Source organism: Parabacteroides sp., from assembly GCF_977054455.1.
The window spans coordinates 77,464-99,316 of sequence record NZ_CDRTCT010000022.1 but is presented as its reverse complement, the minus strand read 5'-3'; the positions used below and the strand labels follow the sequence as shown (position 1 = coordinate 99,316).

Below are 21,853 nucleotides of genomic sequence, written 5' to 3'. Positions count from 1 at the left end.
AAATGGGGGGAATACGCCCCATCCTGACCTGTTTATACGTGTATCTCGGATTATATCGTCCGAGAATCGAATATTTTGGAAAATTCCGCAAAAATCGGTCGCCTGAAAATAATCCGACTCTCGGAACCACTAAAAACAGAGGCTGCGCCGTAAAACTTAATTACGACACAGCCTCTTGTTTTGTGTATGCCTTCGTCCTTCGCAGGGGAAAGGCTACTTGAACTTTTAAATTCAATATACTTTAGTATTATTAATATTAAATCTGACCGCTTGTTCGCCTTTCGCAGGGTACTTGGGAATATCCTTCCCGCGCGATCGAATTATTTGATTATAATTTCAATCTTATTTTACGATAGCCTTGACAGCCTCTTCGCCTTCGACAGCTACAACGACTACGCCCTGAGGTGCAGCGATCGGAGCATTGTCGGAAGTGATGACCGTGTTGGTGATAACTTGACCTAAAACATTGGTTACAACAACTTTCTTACCCTGAGCACCAGCGATCGTTACCTGGCCTTCGCCAGCGATAACGGTTACTTCGGATACTGCAACGCCTTCGTTGGCTGTAGGAGCAGAAACCTGAGTCAGTTTAACCAACTGAGGATCGTTTAATGCAGCGTTAGCTGTAGTCAGCAAGCACAATACATCATTGTAAGTAGCCAGATAACCGGCTGCATTTTCCACGATATATTCGCCTTCATTGTCAGTGTACTGGATCTTGAACTGGAACTGGCCGATCTTACCGGTATTCTTGCCCTTGTAGTCAACGCTATCTGCCTTAGTTAATTCTTCATTCTGATAGTTAACCAACAGTGAGTCGCTTGTAGCTTCACGTTTTGCAGGAACGAATGCCAGACGAGCCCAACCGTTACCAGCCTTGTAATCTTCGTTTACACTTGTAGAGTCAGACATTACACGCAAGAAGTTACCTTCCAATTCAGAACCTTCGCCAGTCTTAGCACCAGAGAGGATGAAGTAAGAAGGCTGTGTAGCGTGGATCTTTGCAGTGTCGATATACAAAGCGAAGTCTTCTTTTCCGTAAGCAGCTTTCAGTTCACCTTCTTTGCGGAACATACCGAAGCCATTAGCATCAGCAGCCAGCATGTCGCCACGCAGGTTTTCGATGTTGTAGTGGCCCTTAGCGTCCAGTACATATTCAGGAGCTTTTTCTACCTGTACGGCAAATGCGTTGTTGTTCAAGTTCAAACCAACTGCTTCCAGAGCTTCGTTAGTTGAGTTTACGTTGTATTTAGAAGTACCTTCTACCAAGATATATTCACCCTTGTTTTCCGTTTCTTTCAGATAGAAAGAAGTAGGAGTAGCACCTGCTGCGCTTGTTATAGAAGTCAAAGCCAACTTGCCTGTAGTACCATTCTTAACGACAACAAACTTCTTGTCTTTAGAGAAGATCTTGTAAGCCTGGTTGTAAAGAGTCTTCACTTCGTCAATATCGGCAGCATTTGCAACCTTGCCAAAGTTTACAGCTTCGAGCTTGAACAGCTTGCCTTCTTCAGTTGTAGCAACTACAGAAGAGTCAGTCTTCACGTTGATGCTACGGCCTTCCAGGATACCGGAGATATAATCCAAAGAGAATGCATAGTTAGTCAGAGAATCTGCACTGATGTAAGACCAACCCATTGTTGAATCCTGCAGGTTTACATTTGCCATCGCTTTGATTTCGAATGTATCTGTCAGGTTGGTATAAACGTCAGTCTTGCCTTCTACTGTGTAAAGAGGATCTGTGTCGACAGAAGCCAATTCACGGTTGATCATCTGGGCTCCGTCAAATACGAACTGAGTTGAAGGCAGGTGATCGAATACGCTGTTTGAATAAGCTGCACCGTAAGCTGTTGCAGAAGTCGGAGCGACAACCATGTATTTGCCTTTCTTAGCAGCATCATAAGTAGTAGCATCGTTTACAACTTTAACAGAATAAACCTTTGTAGCATCGAACAGAGGAGCAGGAGTTGCACCACCTGTGAAGGAGATACGGGTTTCTGCAGGAAGAGCTGTTGTGACATTGTGATCTTTACCAGTAGTCAATACTAACTTGTCAGTTGATGTTCCGGCAAGAGGAGCGATCTGCAATGGGAAACCGCCAAGACCTGTAGGGGTAAGAGCAGATGCTTTGTCTGTCCATGTTTTCGGAGCCGTACCAGATGTAACATCATAAGAAGCTGTTACAAATACAGCGACAGAATCTTTAGCTGAAGACGGGTCGATACGGAAACGGAAAGTGTAAGCGTTTGCTGTAAGTTGGGTTGCAGTGCCATTTGTCGGTAACGTGTCCACCTTGAAAGTAAGTTTATCACCGTCAGCTGATGCATTATTCGGATCGTAACTGATTGTATCGATATAAGCATACTGATACATTTTTGTAGTAGGAGCTGATGCGCTAAACTTCGGTGCTAACAGCTTTGCCTTCAACTTAACCAAAGTATCTGTGGCATTAGTAGCATCTGCTTCAAAAATAACACCTGCCAAAGCATTGTTAGCAGTTGTCAATTGGTCTTTGTAAGAGAAGAACAATTGGAAACCGCCTGTAGCTAACTTTTTGTTCAGATCTTCTTTGGTAAGAGTTCTGGCAGCAGGTTTTCTGAAGTAATTTAAATTCAAAGCTCCTGAGAAAGACTGACTTGCAGCATTAGCTTCTTCAACTTTCAATTCGCCAGCTGTTGTTGATAAAAAGATTACAGAGTCGCCGTTAGCACCGAATGTTGCATACGGGATGTTCTTATTAGTTCCACCAACCGAGAACTGGCTGATTGCACCTGTAGAAGATGCACTTACAATAGCAGATGTTCTTTTTTTCCAATCAGAACTGAAAGCCAACTTCTGCTGTGTAGCCTTATTTACAATTTCGTAAACTTCGCCTGCCCCCGGTTTTCTAACTAACTTCCATAATGCAGAGTCCATTTCTGCAAAAGAGGCTGTAGAGAAATCGATCGTTTTATTAACGTCTAATGAGTCTTTTCCTGATGCATTGTTACGAGTCCAAGCAAAAGAATTAGTAGGAGTAGTACCATTAGTAATGACATAATAAGTCCCATCGTTAATAATCTGGTCGTACGTGTACTGGCCAGTTGTACCGGTCGGTGCAGTAGCTTGTGCAGATGCACCGAATGAAGTACCCATTAGTACAACGCCGGCCAAAAGAGTAGAAATCTTTTTGTTCATAATTCTAAAATGTTTAATTAATAAATAGTATATCTATATGTATATCGTCTCTTTCGATAACCCTTGTTTTACAAGCGTTAACTAAAATCCTGTATAATGACTAATGAAAACGTACGTTTTTTTTAGTCATTTTTTCGGGGGTATGAAGGGAGTTCGTATCGGAAAGAAGGTTTTTCGTACAGGTAAGGCTATCTAATTGATAAGAAAGAATATAGAAAAGGAAAATTTATAGGGAGAAAGGATTGCAGGTTTAAAAAGTAGTTGTATTTTTGTAGCTGAAAAATGACGAATTTAAACGTACGTTTTCATTAGTCATTTTGAAAATCACCTCTATCTTTTTTATATTCAATCACTTACAACTATAAAAACAACCTAAAACAGGCCTGAAATCCGGCTTTTTTATATAATGTACATATGTACCTATATTTGCATATAAATCAAAGTCTATCAGCGATATACATAATATCCGCGAACAACCCGTCCCCACTTCCAGAATAGCCAAAGTCGGCCATTTTCAGGAATACTTCACTTTGTATTGCTTCCTTGTTGTTAACAAAGCTTAAGCATAAGTGGGTGAAAACCGCTCAGGGCAACCGCGCCCAATTTGATACGTTTGTATTTTTAACTTTAAACTATTGGTTATCTGTTTGAAAGTATTTATCTTTGTGGAAATGGAATTTTATTATGGATACAACAATACAAGGCTTTTATTTGAACATTCCTAAAGCTGATGTTAAGTTTTTTCAGCAATTAGTAAAAAAAATGGGATGGTCTGTGTCTACTAAAGAAAGTATGTTGGACCGGTATGTCAAGTCTCGTCCTAAAGATGTCGAACTGTCTGACGATGATATTTTATCGGAGTTGAATGCCGTAAGATATAGCAAATGAAAATAATTGTAGACACGAATATTTGGATATCGTTTACTATTGGAAAGAAACTGTCTACTTTAAAAACTCTGCTAAACAGTAAACAAGTAGAGATTTATGTGTGCGAAGAATTGATAGGGGAATATAAAGCCGTGGTTCAAAGACCGAAGCTGAGGAAGTATATTGGAGAGAAAGATATCCTCGACACGTTAGAATTGATGAGCTTGTATTGTTTTTGTGTTGATATAGAAAAGCAGGCGGAATCTCCTATCAGAGATATAAAAGATTTATATTTATTGTCATTAGCCGATACGATTCCAGCCGACTATATCGTATCGGGCGATAAGGATTTGCTTGTATTAGGTAAGCATAATGAAACACGCATCTTGGATTATAACTCTTTCCTTTCTTTATTATAGGATTCGTTATCATTCCTAAAAAATACCCTCCATCTCGCTCATTTGAAACAAGTTATTAAATATTTTGTTTATATTTGCAAGTTATCAACAGATAAGGTGACTTTTCAACAAAACAGGCATTGTTTTGCTTGAACTGATTTGTGTTAGGTTTTTAATGTTTAGTTTTGCCCCCGAATAAATAGACAAAGTATGGGAAAGATTATCGCTTTAGCAAATCAGAAAGGTGGGGTAGGTAAGACTACCACTACGATTAATCTGGCTGCATCGCTGGCGGCGCTTGAGAAAAAGGTGCTGGTGGTCGATGCGGATCCGCAGGCTAACGCTTCGTCGGGATTGGGCGTGGATATCCGGAATGTGGAATTGTCCATCTACGAATGCCTGGTGAATGGCGACGAACCGAAAGGCGCCATTGCCAATACGGAAGTGGAGGGGCTGGATATTATCCCTTCACATATCGACCTAGTAGGTGCGGAGATTGAAATGCTGAACATGGAGAACCGGGAACTGATATTGAAACATATACTGGTCCCGTTGAAGGATCAGTACGATTTTATCCTGATCGACTGTTCTCCCTCTTTGGGACTGATCACGGTGAATGCCTTGACGGCGGCCGACTCGGTGATGATACCCGTGCAATGCGAGTACTTCGCGCTGGAAGGCATCAGCAAACTGTTGAACACGATAAAGATCATCAAATCGAAGCTGAATCCCGCTTTGGAAATCGAAGGTTTCCTGTTGACAATGTACGACTCGCGTCTTCGCCTGGCCAACCAGATATACGAAGAAGTGAAGCGTCCGTTCCGGGACCTGGTTTTCACGACCGTTATTCAGCGTAATGTCAAATTGAGCGAAGCTTCCAGCTACGGCAAGCCCGTGTTGCTTTACGATGCCGAGTCGAAGGGGGCTCTTAATCACATGCAGCTTGCACAGGAGCTGATAGATAAAAACAAATAGATTTATGATTTATGATTTATGATTTGAAAAGACAAACAAATCATAAATCATAAATCATAAATCATAAATTCGAAAGTTTATGGTAATGAAAAGATCGGCTCTTGGCCGCGGATTGGATGCTTTGATAACGATGGACGACCTCAAAACGGGCGGTTCATCGTCTATTAGTGAAATAGAGCTGAGTAAAATCCAGCCCAATCCGGATCAACCCCGTTCTGTTTTTGAGGAAGAGACGCTTGAGGAGCTGGCGACTTCCATCCGTTCATTAGGCGTCATCCAGCCGATCACGCTGAAAGAGGCCGGGACGGACAAATATATGATTATCTCCGGCGAACGCCGGTATCGGGCCTCCCTGATGGCGGGACTGGAACGCATCCCTGCCTATATCAAAACCGCAGCTGACGAGAATGTGGTCGAAATGGCTCTGATCGAGAATATCCAGCGTGAAGACCTGAACTCGATAGAAATAGCCTTGGCTTACCAGAAGCTGATCGACAGCTACGGGCTGACGCAGGAAAAGCTGAGCGAACGTGTCGGCAAGAAGCGGGCGACGATTGCCAATTACCTCCGCCTCTTGAAGCTGCCGGCCGAGATACAGGTGGGGCTGAAGGATAAGAAGATCGACATGGGGCATGCGCGTGCGTTGCTTCCGGTCGAGGATCCGGAGGTGCAGTTGGCGCTTTACGAACAGATCCTGGCGGAAGGCTTGTCCGTACGCAACGTCGAAGAGATAGTACGCGGCGGAGTGGATGCGGCGGCGCTCGAACAGGCGAAGAAGGAAAAGCCCGCCCCGCGGAAACCGAAACTTCCCGAGGAGTTCAACTTGCTGAAGGATCATCTGTCCAGCTTCTTCAATACGAAAGTACAGTTGGTATGCAACGAAAAAGGAAAAGGTAAAATAACGATCCCCTTTGCATCTGAAGATGAATTGGAAAAACTGATCGGCTTGTTGGATAAGTTGAAATGAGAAACGGGAAAGCGATTTTATGGATAATAGTCCTGCTATGCGGTTCGATATGGTCCTGCTATGCGCAGAAGGCGATAACGGCAAAGCAGGATACGGTGATATCTTCCGATTCGACCGTCAGGGCTGTCCTTTCGGCTGCCGACTCGCTTCCCCAGCCGAAGGTGAAGCTGAAGGAATTCAAACCTGATCCGAACAAAGCGCTGCTTTATGCATTGGTGCCGGGCTTGGGACAGATCTATAACAGGAAGTACTGGAAGCTCCCGTTGGTTTACGGGGCCTTCATGGGCTGTATGTATGCCATCACCTGGAACAATAAGAATTATAGTGATTATTCGAATGCCTATTTCAATATCATGGAGGATTATCAGAAGGTGTTGGAAGGGCAACAGGAAGGGCATACACCGTACACCGGGCCGTGGAGCGAGAGCTGGACGATCTTTGTGCCGAGCGGGCAGGAGAGTTCCTATGTCTCGAATGCCCAGTTCCAGGAAAACCTGAAGCGACGGAAAGATTACTTCCGCCGTTACAGGGATTTGAGTATTATCATTACCGTGGGGGTATATGCGATCACTATTATCGACGCGTATGTGGATGCCCAGCTGTTCGACTTTGACATCTCTCCGGACCTGAGTTTGCACTGGTCGCCGGAGGTAACCCCGAAGACCCGCTATACGCCGGGTTCGTATGGATTGAATTGCAGTTTTAAGTTCTAACATCATGAATAAAAACCTACTTATCCTATTCTGCCTGTTCTGCCTGATGCAGGTCTCCCGTGCACAGGACCCTATATTCGGCGAACCGCAGCATTCGACATTATCGGCAGACTCGCTGTCTGACGTAGTGGGCCTGATACCTGAAAGCCTCGATGCAAACGTGGATAGTTTGCTCCATTCCTGGCACGTGCAATACTTTTCGAAGGTAGACGAGTATTGTCACGATGATGCGGAGAATGTCTATTTCCCCGATTCTGTTTATGAAGAGCGGCTGGAACGTCTGCCGAGTGTGATCCGTCTGCCTTATAACGAGGTGGTGAGGGATTGCATCGACCTGTATGCAGGACGCAAGCGTGATCTGGTACGCTATATGTTGGGCATGGCGGATTTCTATTTCCCCATTATCGAACAGGTGCTCGACAAGCATAACCTGCCTTTGGAACTGAAGTATCTGGCTGTCGTCGAAAGCGCCTTGAATCCGGTTGCCCTTTCCCGTGTGGGGGCTTGCGGGTTATGGCAGTTCATGCTTCCGACCGGCAAGATATATGGTTTGGAGATCAACAGCCTGTTGGACGAACGGCGGGATCCGGAAAAGGCGACTGAGGCGGCCTGCAAGTATTTCAAAGACATGTATGCCATCTATGGCGACTGGAACCTGGTGCTGGCTTCCTATAACTGCGGTCCGGGCAATGTGAACAAGGCGATCCGCCGTTCCGGAGGCAAGACCGATTTCTGGGAGATCTTCCGCTTCCTGCCCCGTGAAACCCGTTCGTATGTGCCGTTGTTTATCGCTGCCAATTATATCATGAATTACTATTGCGATCATAATATTTGCCCGATGCAGACCAGCCTGCCGTTGGCGACCGATACGGTTATGGTGAGCAGCATGCTTCACCTGCAACAGGTTTCCGATGTGCTGGGGATCGACATCGAACAGCTTCGTGCGCTCAACCCGCAATATAAACGGGATATCATTCCGGGAAATACGGAACCTTCCGTATTGAAACTTCCGGCATCGCAGACCTATGCGTTTGTCGACAAGGAGGATTCGGTCTATACGCATCGTATAGAGGAGCTGCTGGCCAACTGCGTACCGGTCCATGCCGCCGACGGATCGAAGAATCTCACGCTTGAGAAAATAACCCATGTGGTGGCTTCGGGCGAGAACATCTATACCATCGCGAACCGCTACGGCGTTACTCCGAAGGATATCCGCAAATGGAACGGGCTCGGTTCCAACCGTGTTGCCAAAGGCCGCCGCCTGCGTCTGCATGTCGATAACGGAGGGGTCGCATTTGCTTCCGCCAAGACAAAGAAGACCGAAAAGGCCGGAGCCGCAAAAGCGGAACAGAAGGCGACTCCTGTCGTTGCCAAGAGCCATCAGACGGCCCGCGTATCAGGCAAAAGTTTGACATATAAAGTGCAGTCCGGCGATTCTCTTTACTCCATTGCGAAGAAGTATCCGGGAGTTTCCACAGACGACTTGCAGAGAGCCAACGGGCTGACAAGTGCCGATATCCGGCCGGGGCAAGTCTTGAAAATTCCGGTCGTTTAACTTTTTCTGTCGCTTTCGGGAATATATCGCAAATATTTATATATATTTGCCTACCGACATATTAAAAAATACGGAAGGGCATTCGATATGAGCGACATAAATGATACAAAAGACACAACAGACATGCAGCCTGACCAGGTGGCGAAACCTGTCCTCTCGGCTGACGAGCAGATGATTCAGGACGGCTTTGATGCGCTGTTACAGGATTACCTCAAGTCCAACCATCGCCGCAAGGTGGAACGTATAACCAAGGCGTTCAACTTTGCCAATCAGGCGCATGCCGGCGTAAAGCGTCGTTCGGGAGAACCTTACATCATGCACCCGATAGCCGTGGCGCGTATTGTCTGCCGTGAGATGGGACTGGGTTCCACTTCCATCTGTTCGGCCTTGTTGCACGATGTGGTGGAAGATACCGAGTACACGGTCGAGGATATTAAGGATATGTTCGGAGAGAAGATCGCCCAGATCGTGGACGGCCTGACAAAGATCTCCGGAGGAATCTTCGGCGAGCAGGCGTCGGCGCAGGCGGAGAATTTCCGTAAGTTGTTGCTGACGATGAGCGACGATATCCGGGTGATCCTGATCAAGATTGCCGACCGTCTCCATAACATGCGTACGCTGGGCTCCATGTTGCCTGCCAAGCAGTTCAAGATAGCCGGTGAGACGCTTTACCTCTATGCCCCTTTGGCACACCGTCTGGGGCTTTTCTCCATCAAGACGGAACTGGAAGACCTGAGCTTCAAGTATGAGCATCCGCAGGAATATGCCTTTATCAATCTGAAACTGAAGTCTACGGAAGCCGCCCGCAACACTTTGTTCGAGCACTTTGCCGTGCCGGTGGACAAGAAGTTGAAGGAGATGGGGCTCAACTACGAGATGCGTGCCCGTGTGAAATCCGCCTATTCCATCTGGAACAAGATGGAGAACAAAGGCGTCAGCTTTGAAGACATCTACGATATATATGCCGTCCGTATCATCTTCGACCCGCTGCCGGGTGTGGATGAGAAGAACCAGTGCTGGGATATCTATTCCGCCATCACGGATATCTACCGTATTCGTCCGGACCGTATCCGCGACTGGGTGAGCCGTCCGAAAGCCAACGGTTATCAGGCGTTGCACCTGACCGTGATGGGGCCTGACGGACAATGGGTGGAGATACAGATCCGCAGCCGCCGTATGGACGAGATTGCCGAGAAAGGCTTTGCCGCCCATTGGAAGTATAAGGAGCATAACATCGAAGAAGATACGGAGCTCGACAAATGGTTGCAGACCATTACCGAGATACTGGAAAGCCCGGACCCGAACGCTTTGGACTTCCTCGATACGATCAAGCTGAACCTCTTTACCTCCGAGATATTCGTCTTTACCCCGAAAGGCGACATCAAGACGTTGCCCCAGGGAGCTACGGCTCTGGACTTCGGATATGCCCTTCACTCGGATATCGGAAACAAATGTATCGGCGCCAAAGTCAACCATCGTCTGGTTCCGCTCAGCCATCAGCTGGCAAGTGGCGACCAGGTGGAGATCCTGACCTCCCGTTCGCAGAACCCGCAACCCGAGTGGCTGAACTTCGTCACGACTGCAAGGGCGCGTGCTAGAATCGACGCTTACCTGAAAAAGGCCCGCAAGGAGGCTGCCAAAGAAGGCGAGAGCAAGGTGATAGACGCGTTCAAACGCAACAATTTGGAGGTAAACACGTCCAATATCGACAAACTGTGTATGTATTACGGCTTCTCCAAGCGTGAAGAGTTCTTCTATGCGGTAGAGAAAGGAGACGTGATCCTGCCTGAAAACATCCACAAGCTGTTGAAGGAGAAAACGGACAATGTCCTGTTCAAATACGTCAAGCAGGCGCTCCGGGTAGCAACGAAAGCGACTACCGGGAAGAAAGAGGAGGAGGAACAACCGAAAGAAAAGCCGAAATATGACAAGAAGAAGCCTTATATCCTGAAGGAGGAGGCTTTCGAACGCAATTACGTCATTGCCGATTGCTGTAAACCGATTCCGGGCGACGAGTCGTTGGGCTTTATCAATGACGATGGCAACGTGGTAGTCCACAAACGTTCCTGTCCGATCGCCATGCGCCTGAAAAGCAGCTTTGGCGAACGCATCCTGAACACGGAATGGAGCAGCCATCACTCTTCATTCGAGGCGACGCTTGAGATTAAGGGGATCGACTCGATTGGCGTGTTGAACACGATCACCCGCACGATTTCCGATGACTTCAATGTCAATATCATCCGCCTGCTGATCGAGGCGAAGGACGGCGTGTTCGAAGGAAGGGTAAAGATGAAAGTACACGATGTGGAGGATATCCAGCGGATGTGCGTAGTCCTTTCCAAGATAAAGAACATACAGTCTGTAGCCCGTGTGGCGGACTGAATAGAATTAGGCTTGACATGACTCTACAAGTGAAAACTCGATCTCTTTTTGAACCGGACAGACATGGACTAACTTTACGTTGACCGGATCGCCTAAACGAAAGCGCTGTTTCGTCCTGCGTCCGGTCAACGTAAAGTTCTTTTCATTCCAGTCAAAATATTCATTCCCCAGTCTATGAACGGGGATCTGCCCTTCACATCGGATTTTGTCTAATTCGACAAGCAATCCCCAGGAAGACACATCGGAGATGATTCCGGTAAATACCCTTCCTTCTTTACCTTGCATAAACTCGGCTTGTTTATACCGCACGGAATCACGTTCGGCGGCTTTCACGGACAACTCCATAGCCGAACAATGCTGGCATAGTTTCTCATATTTACTGCGCTGTGTGTTCGTATCCCTGTCCAAATAAAGGGCCAATAAACGATGGACAAGCAGATCCGGATAACGCCGGATAGGTGAGGTGAAATGTGTATAATCATGAAACGCTAAACCAAAATGGCCACTATTGTCTGTCGTATATTTTGCTTTGCTCATCAAGCGGATCACCAATAAATCGATTTGACTCTTCTGTGCTTTATCCGTTATGCTTCCCAAAAACAGGTTAAGGCTCCGTGAAAAGCCGTTTCGCCCATTGCCTGTATCCAGTTTGTACCCGAAGCGGCGGGCTAATGCAACCAGTTTCTCCTGCCGGTCGATCACCGGAGCCGCATGAATACGATAAATAAACGTTTTCCCCTTTCCTGGAGCCTGCATGTTGCTGACAGCCTGGGCGACTGTCCGGTTTGTCAGCAACATAAATTCTTCAATGAGTTTATTCGCATCATTCAATTCTTCCACATAAACTTGCAAAGGTTTGTATTCAGGATCCATACAAAACTTGACCGATCCGCGGTTAAAAGCGATAGCTCCGTTCTTGAATCTTTTTTCACGCAGCTTTTTCGCCAATCGGTCCAGTATCCGGATTTCTTCCTTGTATTTTCCCTTACCTGTTTCCAGTATCTGTTGCACTTCTTGATAAGTAAAACGATAATTACTTTTTATGACGGTCCGGCAAATGTCAAAGTTCCTGACATGACCGTCTGCATCCAACTCAAAAATGACGGAAAAACACAACCGGTCTTCTCCGGGACACAGCGAGCATAACCGATTGCACAAACGCTCCGGCAACATAGGAACCGTATGACCTACCAGATAGACCGACATGGCCCGCCGCTCGGCCTCCTTGTCTATCCCTGTATTCGGTTTTACATAATATCCCACATCGGCGATATGCACCCCGACTTCCCAATTCCCATTGTCCAGCCGGCGTGCAGAGAGGGCATCATCAAAATCTTTGGCATCTGCCGGATCGACGGTAAATGTTCTGATATGCCTGAAGTCTTTTCGCCTTGCGATTTCTTTTTCCGGTATGGCTGTGGCGATTCTTTGGACGGCCTTCTCCAGATGGTCCGGATACTTGTAAGGTAAGCCATGCTCGATCAGCAAGGCACGCATCTCTGCCACATGATCTCCTGCTTTTCCTAAAATCTCAATGACTTCGCCCGAAGGACATTTTTCACTCTCCGCCCAGGAGAGGATGCGCACAAGTGCTTTATCTCCCTTCTTTCCTCCTTTCAACAGGTGATTGCCGATAAAGACATTGATATAGCTGTTTTTGCTTTCGGTAATCAAGAAAGCGTGCTTGTCGGTGACTTGCAAACGGCCGGTGACCGTATGTTCTTTCCTTTCGAGTATTGCGATTACTTCCGCTTCCGGTGCAGGTCCCGTCCGTTTTGTCAGAAGTTTGACCCGTACCCGATCCCCGTCCAATGCATGCAAGGAGTTCAACCTGCTTACTGCGATAGGGGGACTTCCATCGTCTGGAACAAACAAGTTATTACCAGTCCTTCGTCCTGCGAAACATCCGACCAGCGTAGAACCTTTGTTATTATAACGGTAATGTCCGCAGTTCACCTCTACAATATAATTCTCGTCTGCCAGATCATAAAGAATCTCTACGACCTGTAGTTTCCGTACCGGGTCAACTATACCTATACACTTGCTTATCTGTTTATAGCTAAACAGTTTATGGGGCGAAGACTTAAAAATGAATATAATAACATGTTGTAATATATATCTTCTTTTCATGTATTTCGGCACAATTGTACTAAAGTATATTCTATCCCTCAAAAAGAAGGGTGGAAAACAAATTCTCAAAAAATATCCGTCAATTGGCAAGGTCCCAACAAACGTTTAAAAAGCATATAGGCTTTTCTGGAATAGGTTATACCCTTTTTGCCGATATCCTATATCTTTTTTACAAAAATGTTATAGGTTTCGATTAAATGTATTGGGAAATTTCCCCGGTTTACATCAGGACAAGGAAATCAGATACCCCGTATAGCCGATATAGCAAGCTATCAAAGTGATCCCTTCTATCCGTGTAATAGTCCGTTTCTTGAAGAACCAACCGAAGATGTAAAGCAGCACGCAGGAGCCGATCAGTATGCCGAGATCCGTATTGGTGATTCCCTGTATGTTTAGCGGACTGATAGTCGCACTGCATCCCAAGACGAAGAATAGGTTGAAAAGGTTGGAACCGATCACGTTTCCGATCGCCATTTCGGGATTCTTCTTCAGGGCAGCCACGACCGATGTCGCCAGTTCGGGGAGCGATGTCCCTCCGGCAACCAGCGTCAGGCCGATGATCGATTCGCTGACTCCGAGGCCGCGGGCGATTCCTGAAGCGCCGTTCACGAAGAACTGTCCTCCGTAGATCAAGCCCGCCAGACCGCCTGCGATGAACAGGACGGACTTCCATACCGGCATCTCCTTTATCTCGGATTCGCCTTCGCCGCTGCCGTTGTGGGCAATGGCAAACGTGTAGCCTAAGAAGATAAGGAAAAAGCACAATAACAACATCCCGTCGCTACTGCTGATCGTGTTGGTCGCGGCCTTGTTGATCAACACATCGTTCGCACAGATGAACAGGACGATGGAGGCCAGTATGCAAAGTGGTATTTCCTTGCTTAACGTCCCTTTCGTGACGCGGATCGGAACGATGGCTGCCGTACAGCCTACGATCATCAATGTATTGAAGATATTGCTTCCGACCACATTCCCGATTGCCAGGTCGGCACTCCCTTTCAGGGCGGAGACGAGGCTGACGGTCAGTTCGGGCGCCGATGTCCCGAAAGCGACGATCGTCAGTCCGATCACCAGGCTGGAGATGTGGAAGCGCTTGGCTATCGAAGCGGCCCCGTCGGTCAGTGCGTTTGCACCGGCCAGGATCAGGAGCAATCCGCCGATCAAAAGAACGATGTCCATTAGAAAGGCAGATCGTCGATCGGGTTGGCCGGACCGAAGTCAGGAACGGCAGATACGGCCGGGGCTGATGCCGGTATGACGTTCTCCGGAGTCATGGCTCCCGGTGCCGACTGGGGAGCGGCGGCCATCGGGCGTTCCACTTTCCAGGCGCTGATATTCGTGAACCAACGTCCCTGATATTCGCGGCTGTCTATGTCGAAAAATACTGTGAGTTCTTCTCCGGGCTGTATGGCTGCCTGGTCGATGCGGTCTGCACCGAAAATCTGGAAGCATACTTTCTTAGGGTATTGGTCATGTGTTTCCAGGACATATTCCTGCTTTTTCCACTCGTTTCCGTTTTTGCTGATACCGCCTTGAACCGGCAGTACGGCGATGATTCTTCCCGTAATTTCCATGTTTCTTGTTTTTATTAAATTGCTGCGAAGGTACGATTTTCCTATGTAACAAGCTAATTCTTTAAAGTTGTTTTTATAGGCGGAGAACTATTTGGGAGTTTCCAACACTTCGAATGCCTCCTTCATGGCGAGCAGTTCTTCCTTGATCTGTTTCAACCTGTTTACAATCTCTTCGTGGCGGATCGTCGTTTCGGGGTTCTCTTTCAGCTTTTGCCGGGCGCCGGCCAGCGTCATGCCCCTTTCTTTCACCAAGTGGTAGACCAGGCGTATCGCGTCGATGTCTTCCTGCCGGTAAGAGCGGGTCCCTTTGCCTGTCTTGCGCGGGTTGATCTGGTCGAACTCCTTCTCCCAGAAGCGCAGGGTCGATTCGTTCACGTCGAACATCTGCGCCACCTCGCTGATGGAGAAATAGAGCTTTAGATTTTTATCTTTATTTAATGCCATCGTATTAAACAATGTTTAATCCATAACCTGACCGTGATTTTCGGCAATCTGTATCATGCGGTCGTATTCTTCCGGAGTCAGGTCCATGTAGTAGTATTTGGACGGGTTGTCGTGTTTGCCGCGGACAATCACCTCGTAGTGGAGGTGCGGACCGGTCGATTTCCCTGTATTGCCCACTTCCCCGATCACTTCTCCGCGCTTTACTTTCTGCCCGACACGCGCCCGGAACTTGCTCATGTGGCCGTAAAGCGTCTGGAACCCGTGCCCGTGATCGATCATCAGACAGTTTCCGTATCCCTGTTTCCAGGCGGCAAAGGTAACGACTCCGTCGCCGGTCGCATAGATTTCCGTACCCACTTTGGCGGAAAAGTCCATGCCGGAGTGGAAGCGGGGAGTACGGTAGATCGGGTCGATACGCACTCCGTAACCGGACGCCGTACGTTTCAGGTCCTTATTGGCAATCGGCTGTATGGCGGGAATGCACTTGCTTCGTTCTTCCTGGTTCTTGCCCAATGTGATCAGCTCCTCCAGCGAGTTGGACTGGACATAGAGTTGTTTGCTCAGCATGTCCATCTTCCGGGTGGTCGAGACGACCAGTTCGGGGTTGGACAGGCTCATCAGATGTTCATACCGGTTGGTCCCGCCGAAGCCGGACTTGCGGACGGATTCGGGGATCGATTCCGCCTGGAAGATCGCCCGGTAGAGGTTTTCGTCGCGTTGCTGCATGTCATCCAAGACCTCCAGCGCATTGGTCAGGCGCAACGAAAGCACTTCGTATTGCGTCTGCAACAGCTTGTTCTCCTTCTTTAGAAGCGATTCGACCGGCGAATCGAACGTGCGGGAAAAGATAAAGAAAATGCCTACGCCGATCACGATACCGATGCTCAGGTGGCGGAGCACACCGAAAAAACGGTCTTTGGCAGAGGGGTAAACGCGCTCGTAACTGAGCGTGTTGGGGTTATATAAGTAATATGTTTTTCTGCTTTTAAATAGTTTCATCAAATATTTTCTTGCTTGGATACGTGCAAAAATAATAATTTGCTGTACTTTTGCAAATTGTTTTTCAGAATATTAACGAGACTATATAGAATAGATTATGTTGACAGCAAAAGAAATCCGTGAATCATTTAAAGACTTCTTCGCTTCCAAGCAGCACCAGATTGTGCCTTCTGCTCCGATGGTGGTGAAGGGCGACCCTACATTGATGTTTACCAATGCAGGCATGAACCAGTTCAAAGATATAATCCTGGGGAACGTACCCCGTAAATATCCACGTGTCGCGGATTCACAAAAGTGTCTTCGTGTGAGCGGCAAGCACAACGACCTGGAAGAGGTCGGACACGATACGTACCACCACACCATGTTCGAAATGTTGGGAAACTGGTCGTTCGGCGACTATTTCAAACAGGAAGCGATCAACTGGGCATGGGAATACCTGGTCGAAGTGTTGAAACTGAATCCCGACCGTTTGTATGCCACCGTGTTCGAAGGAAGTCCTGCCGAAGGCCTTTCGCGCGACGACGAGGCTGCCGGCTATTGGGAGAAGTTCCTGCCGAAAGACCATATCATCAATGGCAACAAACACGATAACTTCTGGGAGATGGGCGATACGGGTCCTTGCGGCCCTTGCTCCGAAATCCATATCGACCTCCGTCCGGAAGAAGAACGTGCCGCTGTCCCCGGCCAGGAGATGGTGAACAAAGACCATCCGCAGGTGATCGAAATCTGGAACCTGGTGTTCATGCAGTACAACCGCAAGGCCGACGGCTCGCTCGAACCGCTGCCTGCCCGCGTGATCGATACCGGTATGGGATTCGAACGCCTCTGCATGGCTTTGCAGGGCAAGACGTCCAACTACGATACGGATGTTTTCCAGCCGATCATCAAAGTGATTGCCGATATGGCGGGTACTGCTTACGGCAAGGACAAACAGCAGGACGTGGCTATGCGTGTGATCGCCGACCATATCCGTACGATCGCTTTCGCGATTACGGACGGTCAGTTGCCTTCCAATGCAAAGGCAGGTTATGTCATCCGCCGGATCCTGCGCCGTGCCGTCCGTTACGGCTATACGTTCCTGGATCGCAAAGAGTCCTTCATGTATAAGCTGCTTCCCGTACTGATCGAAACAATGGGGGATGCCTATCCCGAACTGATCGCGCAGAAGACGTTGATCGGGAAGGTGATCAAGGAGGAGGAAGAATCTTTTTTGCGTACGTTGGAAACCGGTATCCGCTTGCTCGATAAGAAGATGGAAGAGACTAAGGCTGCCGGAAAGAACGTGATCAGCGGCGTAGATGCCTTTACATTATATGATACATACGGATTCCCGTTGGATTTGACCGAGCTGATCCTGCGTGAAAACGGCATGGAAGCCGACATCGACGAGTTCAACGTCGAGATGCAGAAGCAGAAGGACCGCGCCCGCAACGCTGCCGCCATCGAAACCGGCGACTGGGTGGTGCTGAAAGAGGGCGGATCGGGCTTCGTGGGCTACGACCTGTTCGAATGTGATGCCGAAATCCTGCGTTACCGCCAGATCAAGCAGAAGAACAAGGTATTATATCAGATCGTTCTGGACCAGACTCCGTTCTACGCGGAGATGGGTGGACAGGTCGGCGACACCGGTTGGCTGATTGCCGACGACGAGACGGTCGACGTGATCGATACGAAGCGCGAAAACAACCTCCCTGTACATCTGGTGACCAAATTGCCGAAAGATGTGACGGCGACTTTTACCGCCAAGATCAACGAGAAGAAACGTATCCAGTGCGAATGCAACCACTCTGCCACTCACCTGTTGCACGAGGCGTTGCGTGAGGTGCTGGGAACGCATGTCGAACAGAAAGGCTCCTATGTCTCTCCCGACTCCCTGCGCTTCGACTTCTCCCACTTCCAGAAGGTGACGGACGAAGAAATCCGTCAGGTGGAAAAGCTGGTGAGCGAAAAGATCCGTGCCGACTATCCGCTGGAAGAGCATCGCAATATGCCGATTGCCGAAGCGAAAGCATTGGGCGCGATGGCTCTGTTCGGTGAAAAGTATGGCGATGAAGTCCGCGTGGTCAAATATGGCAACTCTATCGAGTTGTGCGGCGGTACGCATATCCCGGCGACCGGCATGATCGGTTCCCTGCGTGTGGTCGGCGAAAGCTCCATCGCGGCAGGCGTGCGCCGTATCGAAGCGGTAACGGCCGAAGGGGCTGAAAACTACACTTTCATGTTGCAAGATTCCCTCCGCGAACTGCGTGCGATGTTCAACAATGTGCCGAACCTGTCCCAGACCATCAAGAAGGCCATCGAGGAGAATGCCGAACTGAAAAAGCAGGTAAGCGACTACGTGAAAGAGAAAGTGCAGTTGCTCAAGAAAGAACTGGTGGCAAAAGCCGTTGAGCGCAATGGTGTCAAAGTGATCGTCTTCCGTGGCGAAGCCAACGTGGACGCCATCAAGGACCTGGCTTTCCAGATCAAGGGGGAAAGCAATACGGAGGAAAAGGTCTGCTTCGTGGCAGGCATCCAGGACGGCGAGAAGTGCGCGTTGATGGTCATGCTGAGCGAACCGCTGGTAGCCGAAGGCTTGAATGCCGGCAAACTGGTGAAAGAGGCCGCCAAACTGATACAAGGCGGCGGAGGCGGCCAGCCTCATTTTGCAACAGCCGGAGGCAAGAACGTGGCCGGACTGGGCGAAGCCGTCGAACACATCCTGGACGCAGCCGGTCTGAAATAAGAAGAAAGAGACGTTCCCCCTGCAAGGAATGATAGTTTCATGCAGGGGAAACTTTTGTGGCGGTGTGTCAAAACTCCTTTATCACGATCTTTAAGGCACGGATTTCACGGATTTACACGGATAAATTTATTATCTTTCCGTGTAATCCGCGTAATCCGTGCCTAAATTGTGTCTATTGTAAGCAGGATTTTCTTTTTGACACATTTTCTTTTCCCCGTTTTGATAATCGAATAACATATAATACCTTTGCCGCAACGATTATAATAAAAAAAGGACAGTATGGCCGCTCAAAAAGTAGTAATCAGCAAGGATCTCAAAGCCGATTTGCAGGCGTTCCTTGCTTCCATGAGTTATGATAAACTCTTTATCCTGACCGATACGAATACGCAAGAAAAATGTTACCCGCTGATACACGATATTCCGGCCTTGCAGGAGGCTCCGGTCATTACCGTGCAGGCGGGCGATACCCATAAAGACATCGAACAGGTCGCTTACATCTGGTCGCGCCTCTCGAACGAGGGGGCTTCCCGCAACTCGGTTTTAGTCAATCTGGGCGGCGGTATGATTACCGATATGGGAGGCTTCGCCGGTGCGACTTTCAAACGCGGGCTGCGGACCGTCAATATCCCGACTACCCTGATGGCTTCTGTCGATGCGGCCGTGGGAGGAAAGACCGGGGTTAACTTCAACGGCCTGAAGAACGAGGTCGGTTCTTTCTATCCGCCCGAATGTGTCTTTATCGATTGCGAGTTCCTGCGTACGCTCGACCGCGACAACCTGCTTTCCGGCTATGCCGAAATGATCAAGCATGCGCTTATCAGTTCGATGGATATTTACGCCTCCGTCCTGTTGTTCGACCTCGATGCGAAGATCGATTATGCCTTCCTGAACAGGATGGTCGCCCAATCCGTAGCCGTAAAAGAACGTATCGTGGAGGAAGACCCGAAAGAACATGGCATCCGTAAGGCGTTGAACTTCGGCCATACGATCGGCCATGCCTACGAAAGCCTCTCCTTTAAGAAGAACCGTCCTTTGCTGCACGGCCATGCTGTTGCCGCCGGCATTGTCAGCGAATTGTATCTGTCTCATAAAGTATGCGGCTTCCCGATGGAGAAATTGAGCCAGGTTGTCTATTATCTGAAGGAGTATTATCCGGCTTTCGTGTTCGATTGCAAGGATTATGAAACCTTATACGAGTTGATGACGCACGATAAGAAGAATGAAGCGGGAATCATCAACTTCACCCTGCTTTCCCAAGTGGGTGACGTCCAGATAAACCGGCAGGTAAGCAAGGAGAAAATACTCGAATCGTTGGATTTTTATCGTGAAAGCTTTGGAGTATAACGAAAAATAGTTACCTTTGCAGCCGTAAAACAAAAGCGGGGTGTAGCTCAGCCCGGTTAGAGTACGCGTCTGGGGGGCGTGTGGTCGGAAGTTCGAATCTTCTCACCCCGACAATAGCTGAGTAAAAAAAGAGACTTACTGGTAAAGGTAAGTCTCTTTTTTTTACTCTTTATTTGTTTACCTGCTCCAACAGGTGGGGAGCGCATTTGAAATGAATAATGGTCCTGGGAGACAGTTGTACGGCTGTCCCGCTTCTCGGGTTTCGTGCTGGACGGCTGGATTGAAAACGGGGTTTGAATGAGCCGAAACCATGCAGGCAGATTCTTTGGCCGCCTTTGACTTCCTGGACAATTAGTTTTTGCATTTCATCGATTGTCCGTTTGACATCTTTCTTGTCTAATCCTGTTTTCTTGGACAGGATGTTGATAAGCTGACTTCTGTTCATATTCGTATTATATTGCTAATTAGTGGATCTTATCCGGTTGATTTGCTATTCTAATTCTGTTTCCTGTAGTCCGAAGGAGACAATCCCGTGTGTTGCCTGAAAAACCTCCCAAGGGATGTCTGGTTGGAGAAATGTGTCCGGATGGCGATCTCCTGGACATTCAGGGACGAGTTCTTTAACAGGTACTTGATCTCCTGCAGGATATATTCGGTTATCCAGTCTTTGGCCGACATCCCGCTCACTTCCTTGACTACCATTGTGAGATATTTGGGAGTGATGTGCAGCTTGTCGGCATAGAACGCCACGCTTCTGTTCTCCTTGTAAAACTTCATGATGAGCAGGAAGAAGACGTGGGCCAGTTCTTTCTTATGGTTGTCAAATGTTTGCTTTCCCGTGTGCGAACTTACTTTATATACATTGTAAAGGTCCAGATAGAAAATCCGCATGAGAAGGACGACCGAATCCTTACGGTATAAGTTCTCAGGGGCATTCACCTTGCTGTAAATCAATTGGAAGAAATTGATATACTTGGATATTTCCAAGTCCGAAAGCTTGTAATGATAATGGCTTCTCATATAAAAGAAGAAGTGGGGTGAAAAGCGGCGTAGGCCGCTAAGCACGTCGTTATAAAGATTAAGAGACAATGAAAAATAGCTGACTGTGAAATCTTGGCTGATTTCAGACAGAGAGACCAGCTGACCCGGAAAAATGACCACCAGTTCCCCTTTCGTAAACAGATGTTCATACCCATGCACATCCACTTTCGCCCTTCCCTCCGTGCAAAAGGCGACAACAGCCCTACGGGAATAAGAAGGATATAAGGGAATGGGAAATTTCGTTGAATTCCTGATGATCTTGAAATCGTTTCCTAAAGAATGAGAAATCTCCTTGTGATCAGATGTCCTTTTATTTTTGTCTGACATGTTCATTTTAGTTTCGTTTGTAAAAGTATAATTTCGTTTTATATGAAAACCCATTAGTGCCGGTTTGGTATAGTTTTCCAGAAATATGAACCCTAATCACGGTCACTTTTTCGCAAAAAATGATTTTATCCACCTCTTAAACCGAAGGTTTAATGTTTTGTTTAGGCGAAGTTTATAAAGAAAATTAATGCGGATAGTTTCGCAAAATGAAAGGCTTTTGGGAAAAACGGGAGAG

18 protein-coding genes and 1 tRNA gene are annotated in these 21,853 nt (G+C 47.8%); 11 read left to right on the top strand and 8 right to left on the bottom strand.

Annotated features, from left to right (window positions below):
• A partial coding sequence (locus tag ACW6QF_RS12465; RefSeq protein WP_456088067.1) for a hypothetical protein occupies positions 1–221 on the top strand: 221 nt, incomplete at its 5' end.
• Positions 222–342: 121 nt separating this feature from the next.
• Here the strand turns inward: ACW6QF_RS12465 and ACW6QF_RS12460 are convergent.
• Positions 343–3,177 carry a DUF6383 domain-containing protein gene (locus ACW6QF_RS12460; RefSeq protein ID WP_456088066.1) on the bottom strand — a complete coding sequence of 945 codons (2,835 nt, stop codon included), beginning with the start codon at positions 3,175–3,177 and terminating at the stop codon, positions 343–345.
• Between the two features lie 684 nt (positions 3,178–3,861).
• Here ACW6QF_RS12460 and ACW6QF_RS12455 point away from each other — a divergent pair.
• From ACW6QF_RS12455 to ACW6QF_RS12425, 7 genes are all read left to right on the top strand, one after another.
• Entirely contained in the window at positions 3,862–4,065 is a 204-nt protein-coding gene (locus ACW6QF_RS12455) for a hypothetical protein (RefSeq protein ID WP_298552995.1), read from the top strand.
• Positions 4,062–4,463 carry a putative toxin-antitoxin system toxin component, PIN family gene (locus ACW6QF_RS12450; RefSeq protein WP_298552996.1) on the top strand — a complete coding sequence of 134 codons (402 nt, stop codon included), beginning with the start codon at positions 4,062–4,064 and terminating at the stop codon, positions 4,461–4,463. The genes ACW6QF_RS12455 and ACW6QF_RS12450 overlap by 4 nt, the downstream gene beginning before the upstream one ends.
• Positions 4,464–4,652: 189 nt before the next feature.
• Positions 4,653–5,417, top strand: coding sequence for a ParA family protein (locus ACW6QF_RS12445; protein WP_298552997.1), 765 nt, complete (start codon positions 4,653–4,655; stop codon positions 5,415–5,417).
• Between the two features lie 79 nt (positions 5,418–5,496).
• Positions 5,497–6,384: a ParB/RepB/Spo0J family partition protein gene (locus ACW6QF_RS12440; protein WP_298552998.1), complete on the top strand. Its 888-nt coding sequence runs from the start codon at positions 5,497–5,499 to the stop codon at positions 6,382–6,384.
• Complete coding sequence (locus tag ACW6QF_RS12435) at positions 6,381–7,097, top strand: DUF5683 domain-containing protein (protein WP_456088065.1); 717 nt, start codon at positions 6,381–6,383, stop codon at positions 7,095–7,097. Before ACW6QF_RS12440 ends, ACW6QF_RS12435 begins: the two co-directional genes overlap by 4 nt.
• A gap of 4 nt (positions 7,098–7,101) precedes the next feature.
• Positions 7,102–8,652: a LysM peptidoglycan-binding domain-containing protein gene (locus ACW6QF_RS12430; RefSeq protein ID WP_456088064.1), complete on the top strand. Its 1,551-nt coding sequence runs from the start codon at positions 7,102–7,104 to the stop codon at positions 8,650–8,652.
• An 87-nt stretch (positions 8,653–8,739) separates the two neighbouring features.
• Positions 8,740–11,034 (top strand): RelA/SpoT family protein, encoded by a 2,295-nt coding sequence (locus ACW6QF_RS12425; protein WP_298553002.1) that lies wholly within the window; start codon positions 8,740–8,742, stop codon positions 11,032–11,034.
• A 6-nt stretch (positions 11,035–11,040) separates the two neighbouring features.
• On the opposite strand, the gene rnr is transcribed toward ACW6QF_RS12425, so the two are convergent.
• The 5 genes from rnr to ACW6QF_RS12400 all read right to left on the bottom strand — a co-directional run bounded on the left by rnr (position 11,041) and on the right by ACW6QF_RS12400 (position 16,181).
• A complete protein-coding gene (gene rnr, locus ACW6QF_RS12420) occupies positions 11,041–13,164 on the bottom strand; it encodes a ribonuclease R (RefSeq protein ID WP_456088063.1) in 2,124 nt (707 codons plus the stop codon).
• A gap of 225 nt (positions 13,165–13,389) precedes the next feature.
• Positions 13,390–14,343, bottom strand: coding sequence for a calcium/sodium antiporter (locus ACW6QF_RS12415; RefSeq protein ID WP_456088062.1), 954 nt, complete (start codon positions 14,341–14,343; stop codon positions 13,390–13,392).
• A complete protein-coding gene (locus tag ACW6QF_RS12410; protein WP_298553005.1) occupies positions 14,343–14,738 on the bottom strand; it encodes a DUF3127 domain-containing protein in 396 nt (131 codons plus the stop codon). Before ACW6QF_RS12410 ends, ACW6QF_RS12415 begins: the two co-directional genes overlap by 1 nt.
• 87 nt (positions 14,739–14,825) lie before the next feature.
• A complete protein-coding gene (locus ACW6QF_RS12405; protein WP_298553006.1) occupies positions 14,826–15,182 on the bottom strand; it encodes a MerR family transcriptional regulator in 357 nt (118 codons plus the stop codon).
• A gap of 15 nt (positions 15,183–15,197) precedes the next feature.
• Positions 15,198–16,181, bottom strand: coding sequence for a M23 family metallopeptidase (locus ACW6QF_RS12400; protein WP_298553008.1), 984 nt, complete (start codon positions 16,179–16,181; stop codon positions 15,198–15,200).
• Positions 16,182–16,278: 97 nt separating this feature from the next.
• Here ACW6QF_RS12400 and alaS point away from each other — a divergent pair, with 97 nt between their 5' ends.
• The 3 genes from alaS (at position 16,279) to ACW6QF_RS12385 (ending at position 20,361) form a co-directional block, all read left to right on the top strand.
• Positions 16,279–18,906: an alanine--tRNA ligase gene (gene alaS, locus ACW6QF_RS12395; RefSeq protein ID WP_456088061.1), complete on the top strand. Its 2,628-nt coding sequence runs from the start codon at positions 16,279–16,281 to the stop codon at positions 18,904–18,906.
• A gap of 279 nt (positions 18,907–19,185) precedes the next feature.
• A complete protein-coding gene (aroB, locus tag ACW6QF_RS12390; protein ID WP_298551405.1) occupies positions 19,186–20,250 on the top strand; it encodes a 3-dehydroquinate synthase in 1,065 nt (354 codons plus the stop codon).
• Between the two features lie 36 nt (positions 20,251–20,286).
• Positions 20,287–20,361, top strand: a tRNA-Pro gene (locus ACW6QF_RS12385).
• A gap of 58 nt (positions 20,362–20,419) precedes the next feature.
• Here ACW6QF_RS12385 and ACW6QF_RS12380 read toward each other — a convergent pair.
• Together ACW6QF_RS12380 and ACW6QF_RS12375 are read right to left on the bottom strand one after the other, a co-directional pair.
• Complete coding sequence (locus ACW6QF_RS12380) at positions 20,420–20,695, bottom strand: HU family DNA-binding protein (RefSeq protein WP_298551393.1); 276 nt, start codon at positions 20,693–20,695, stop codon at positions 20,420–20,422.
• Positions 20,696–20,745: 50 nt separating this feature from the next.
• Complete coding sequence (locus ACW6QF_RS12375; RefSeq protein WP_298551391.1) at positions 20,746–21,618, bottom strand: AraC family transcriptional regulator; 873 nt, start codon at positions 21,616–21,618, stop codon at positions 20,746–20,748.
• Positions 21,619–21,853 lie beyond the last annotated feature (235 nt).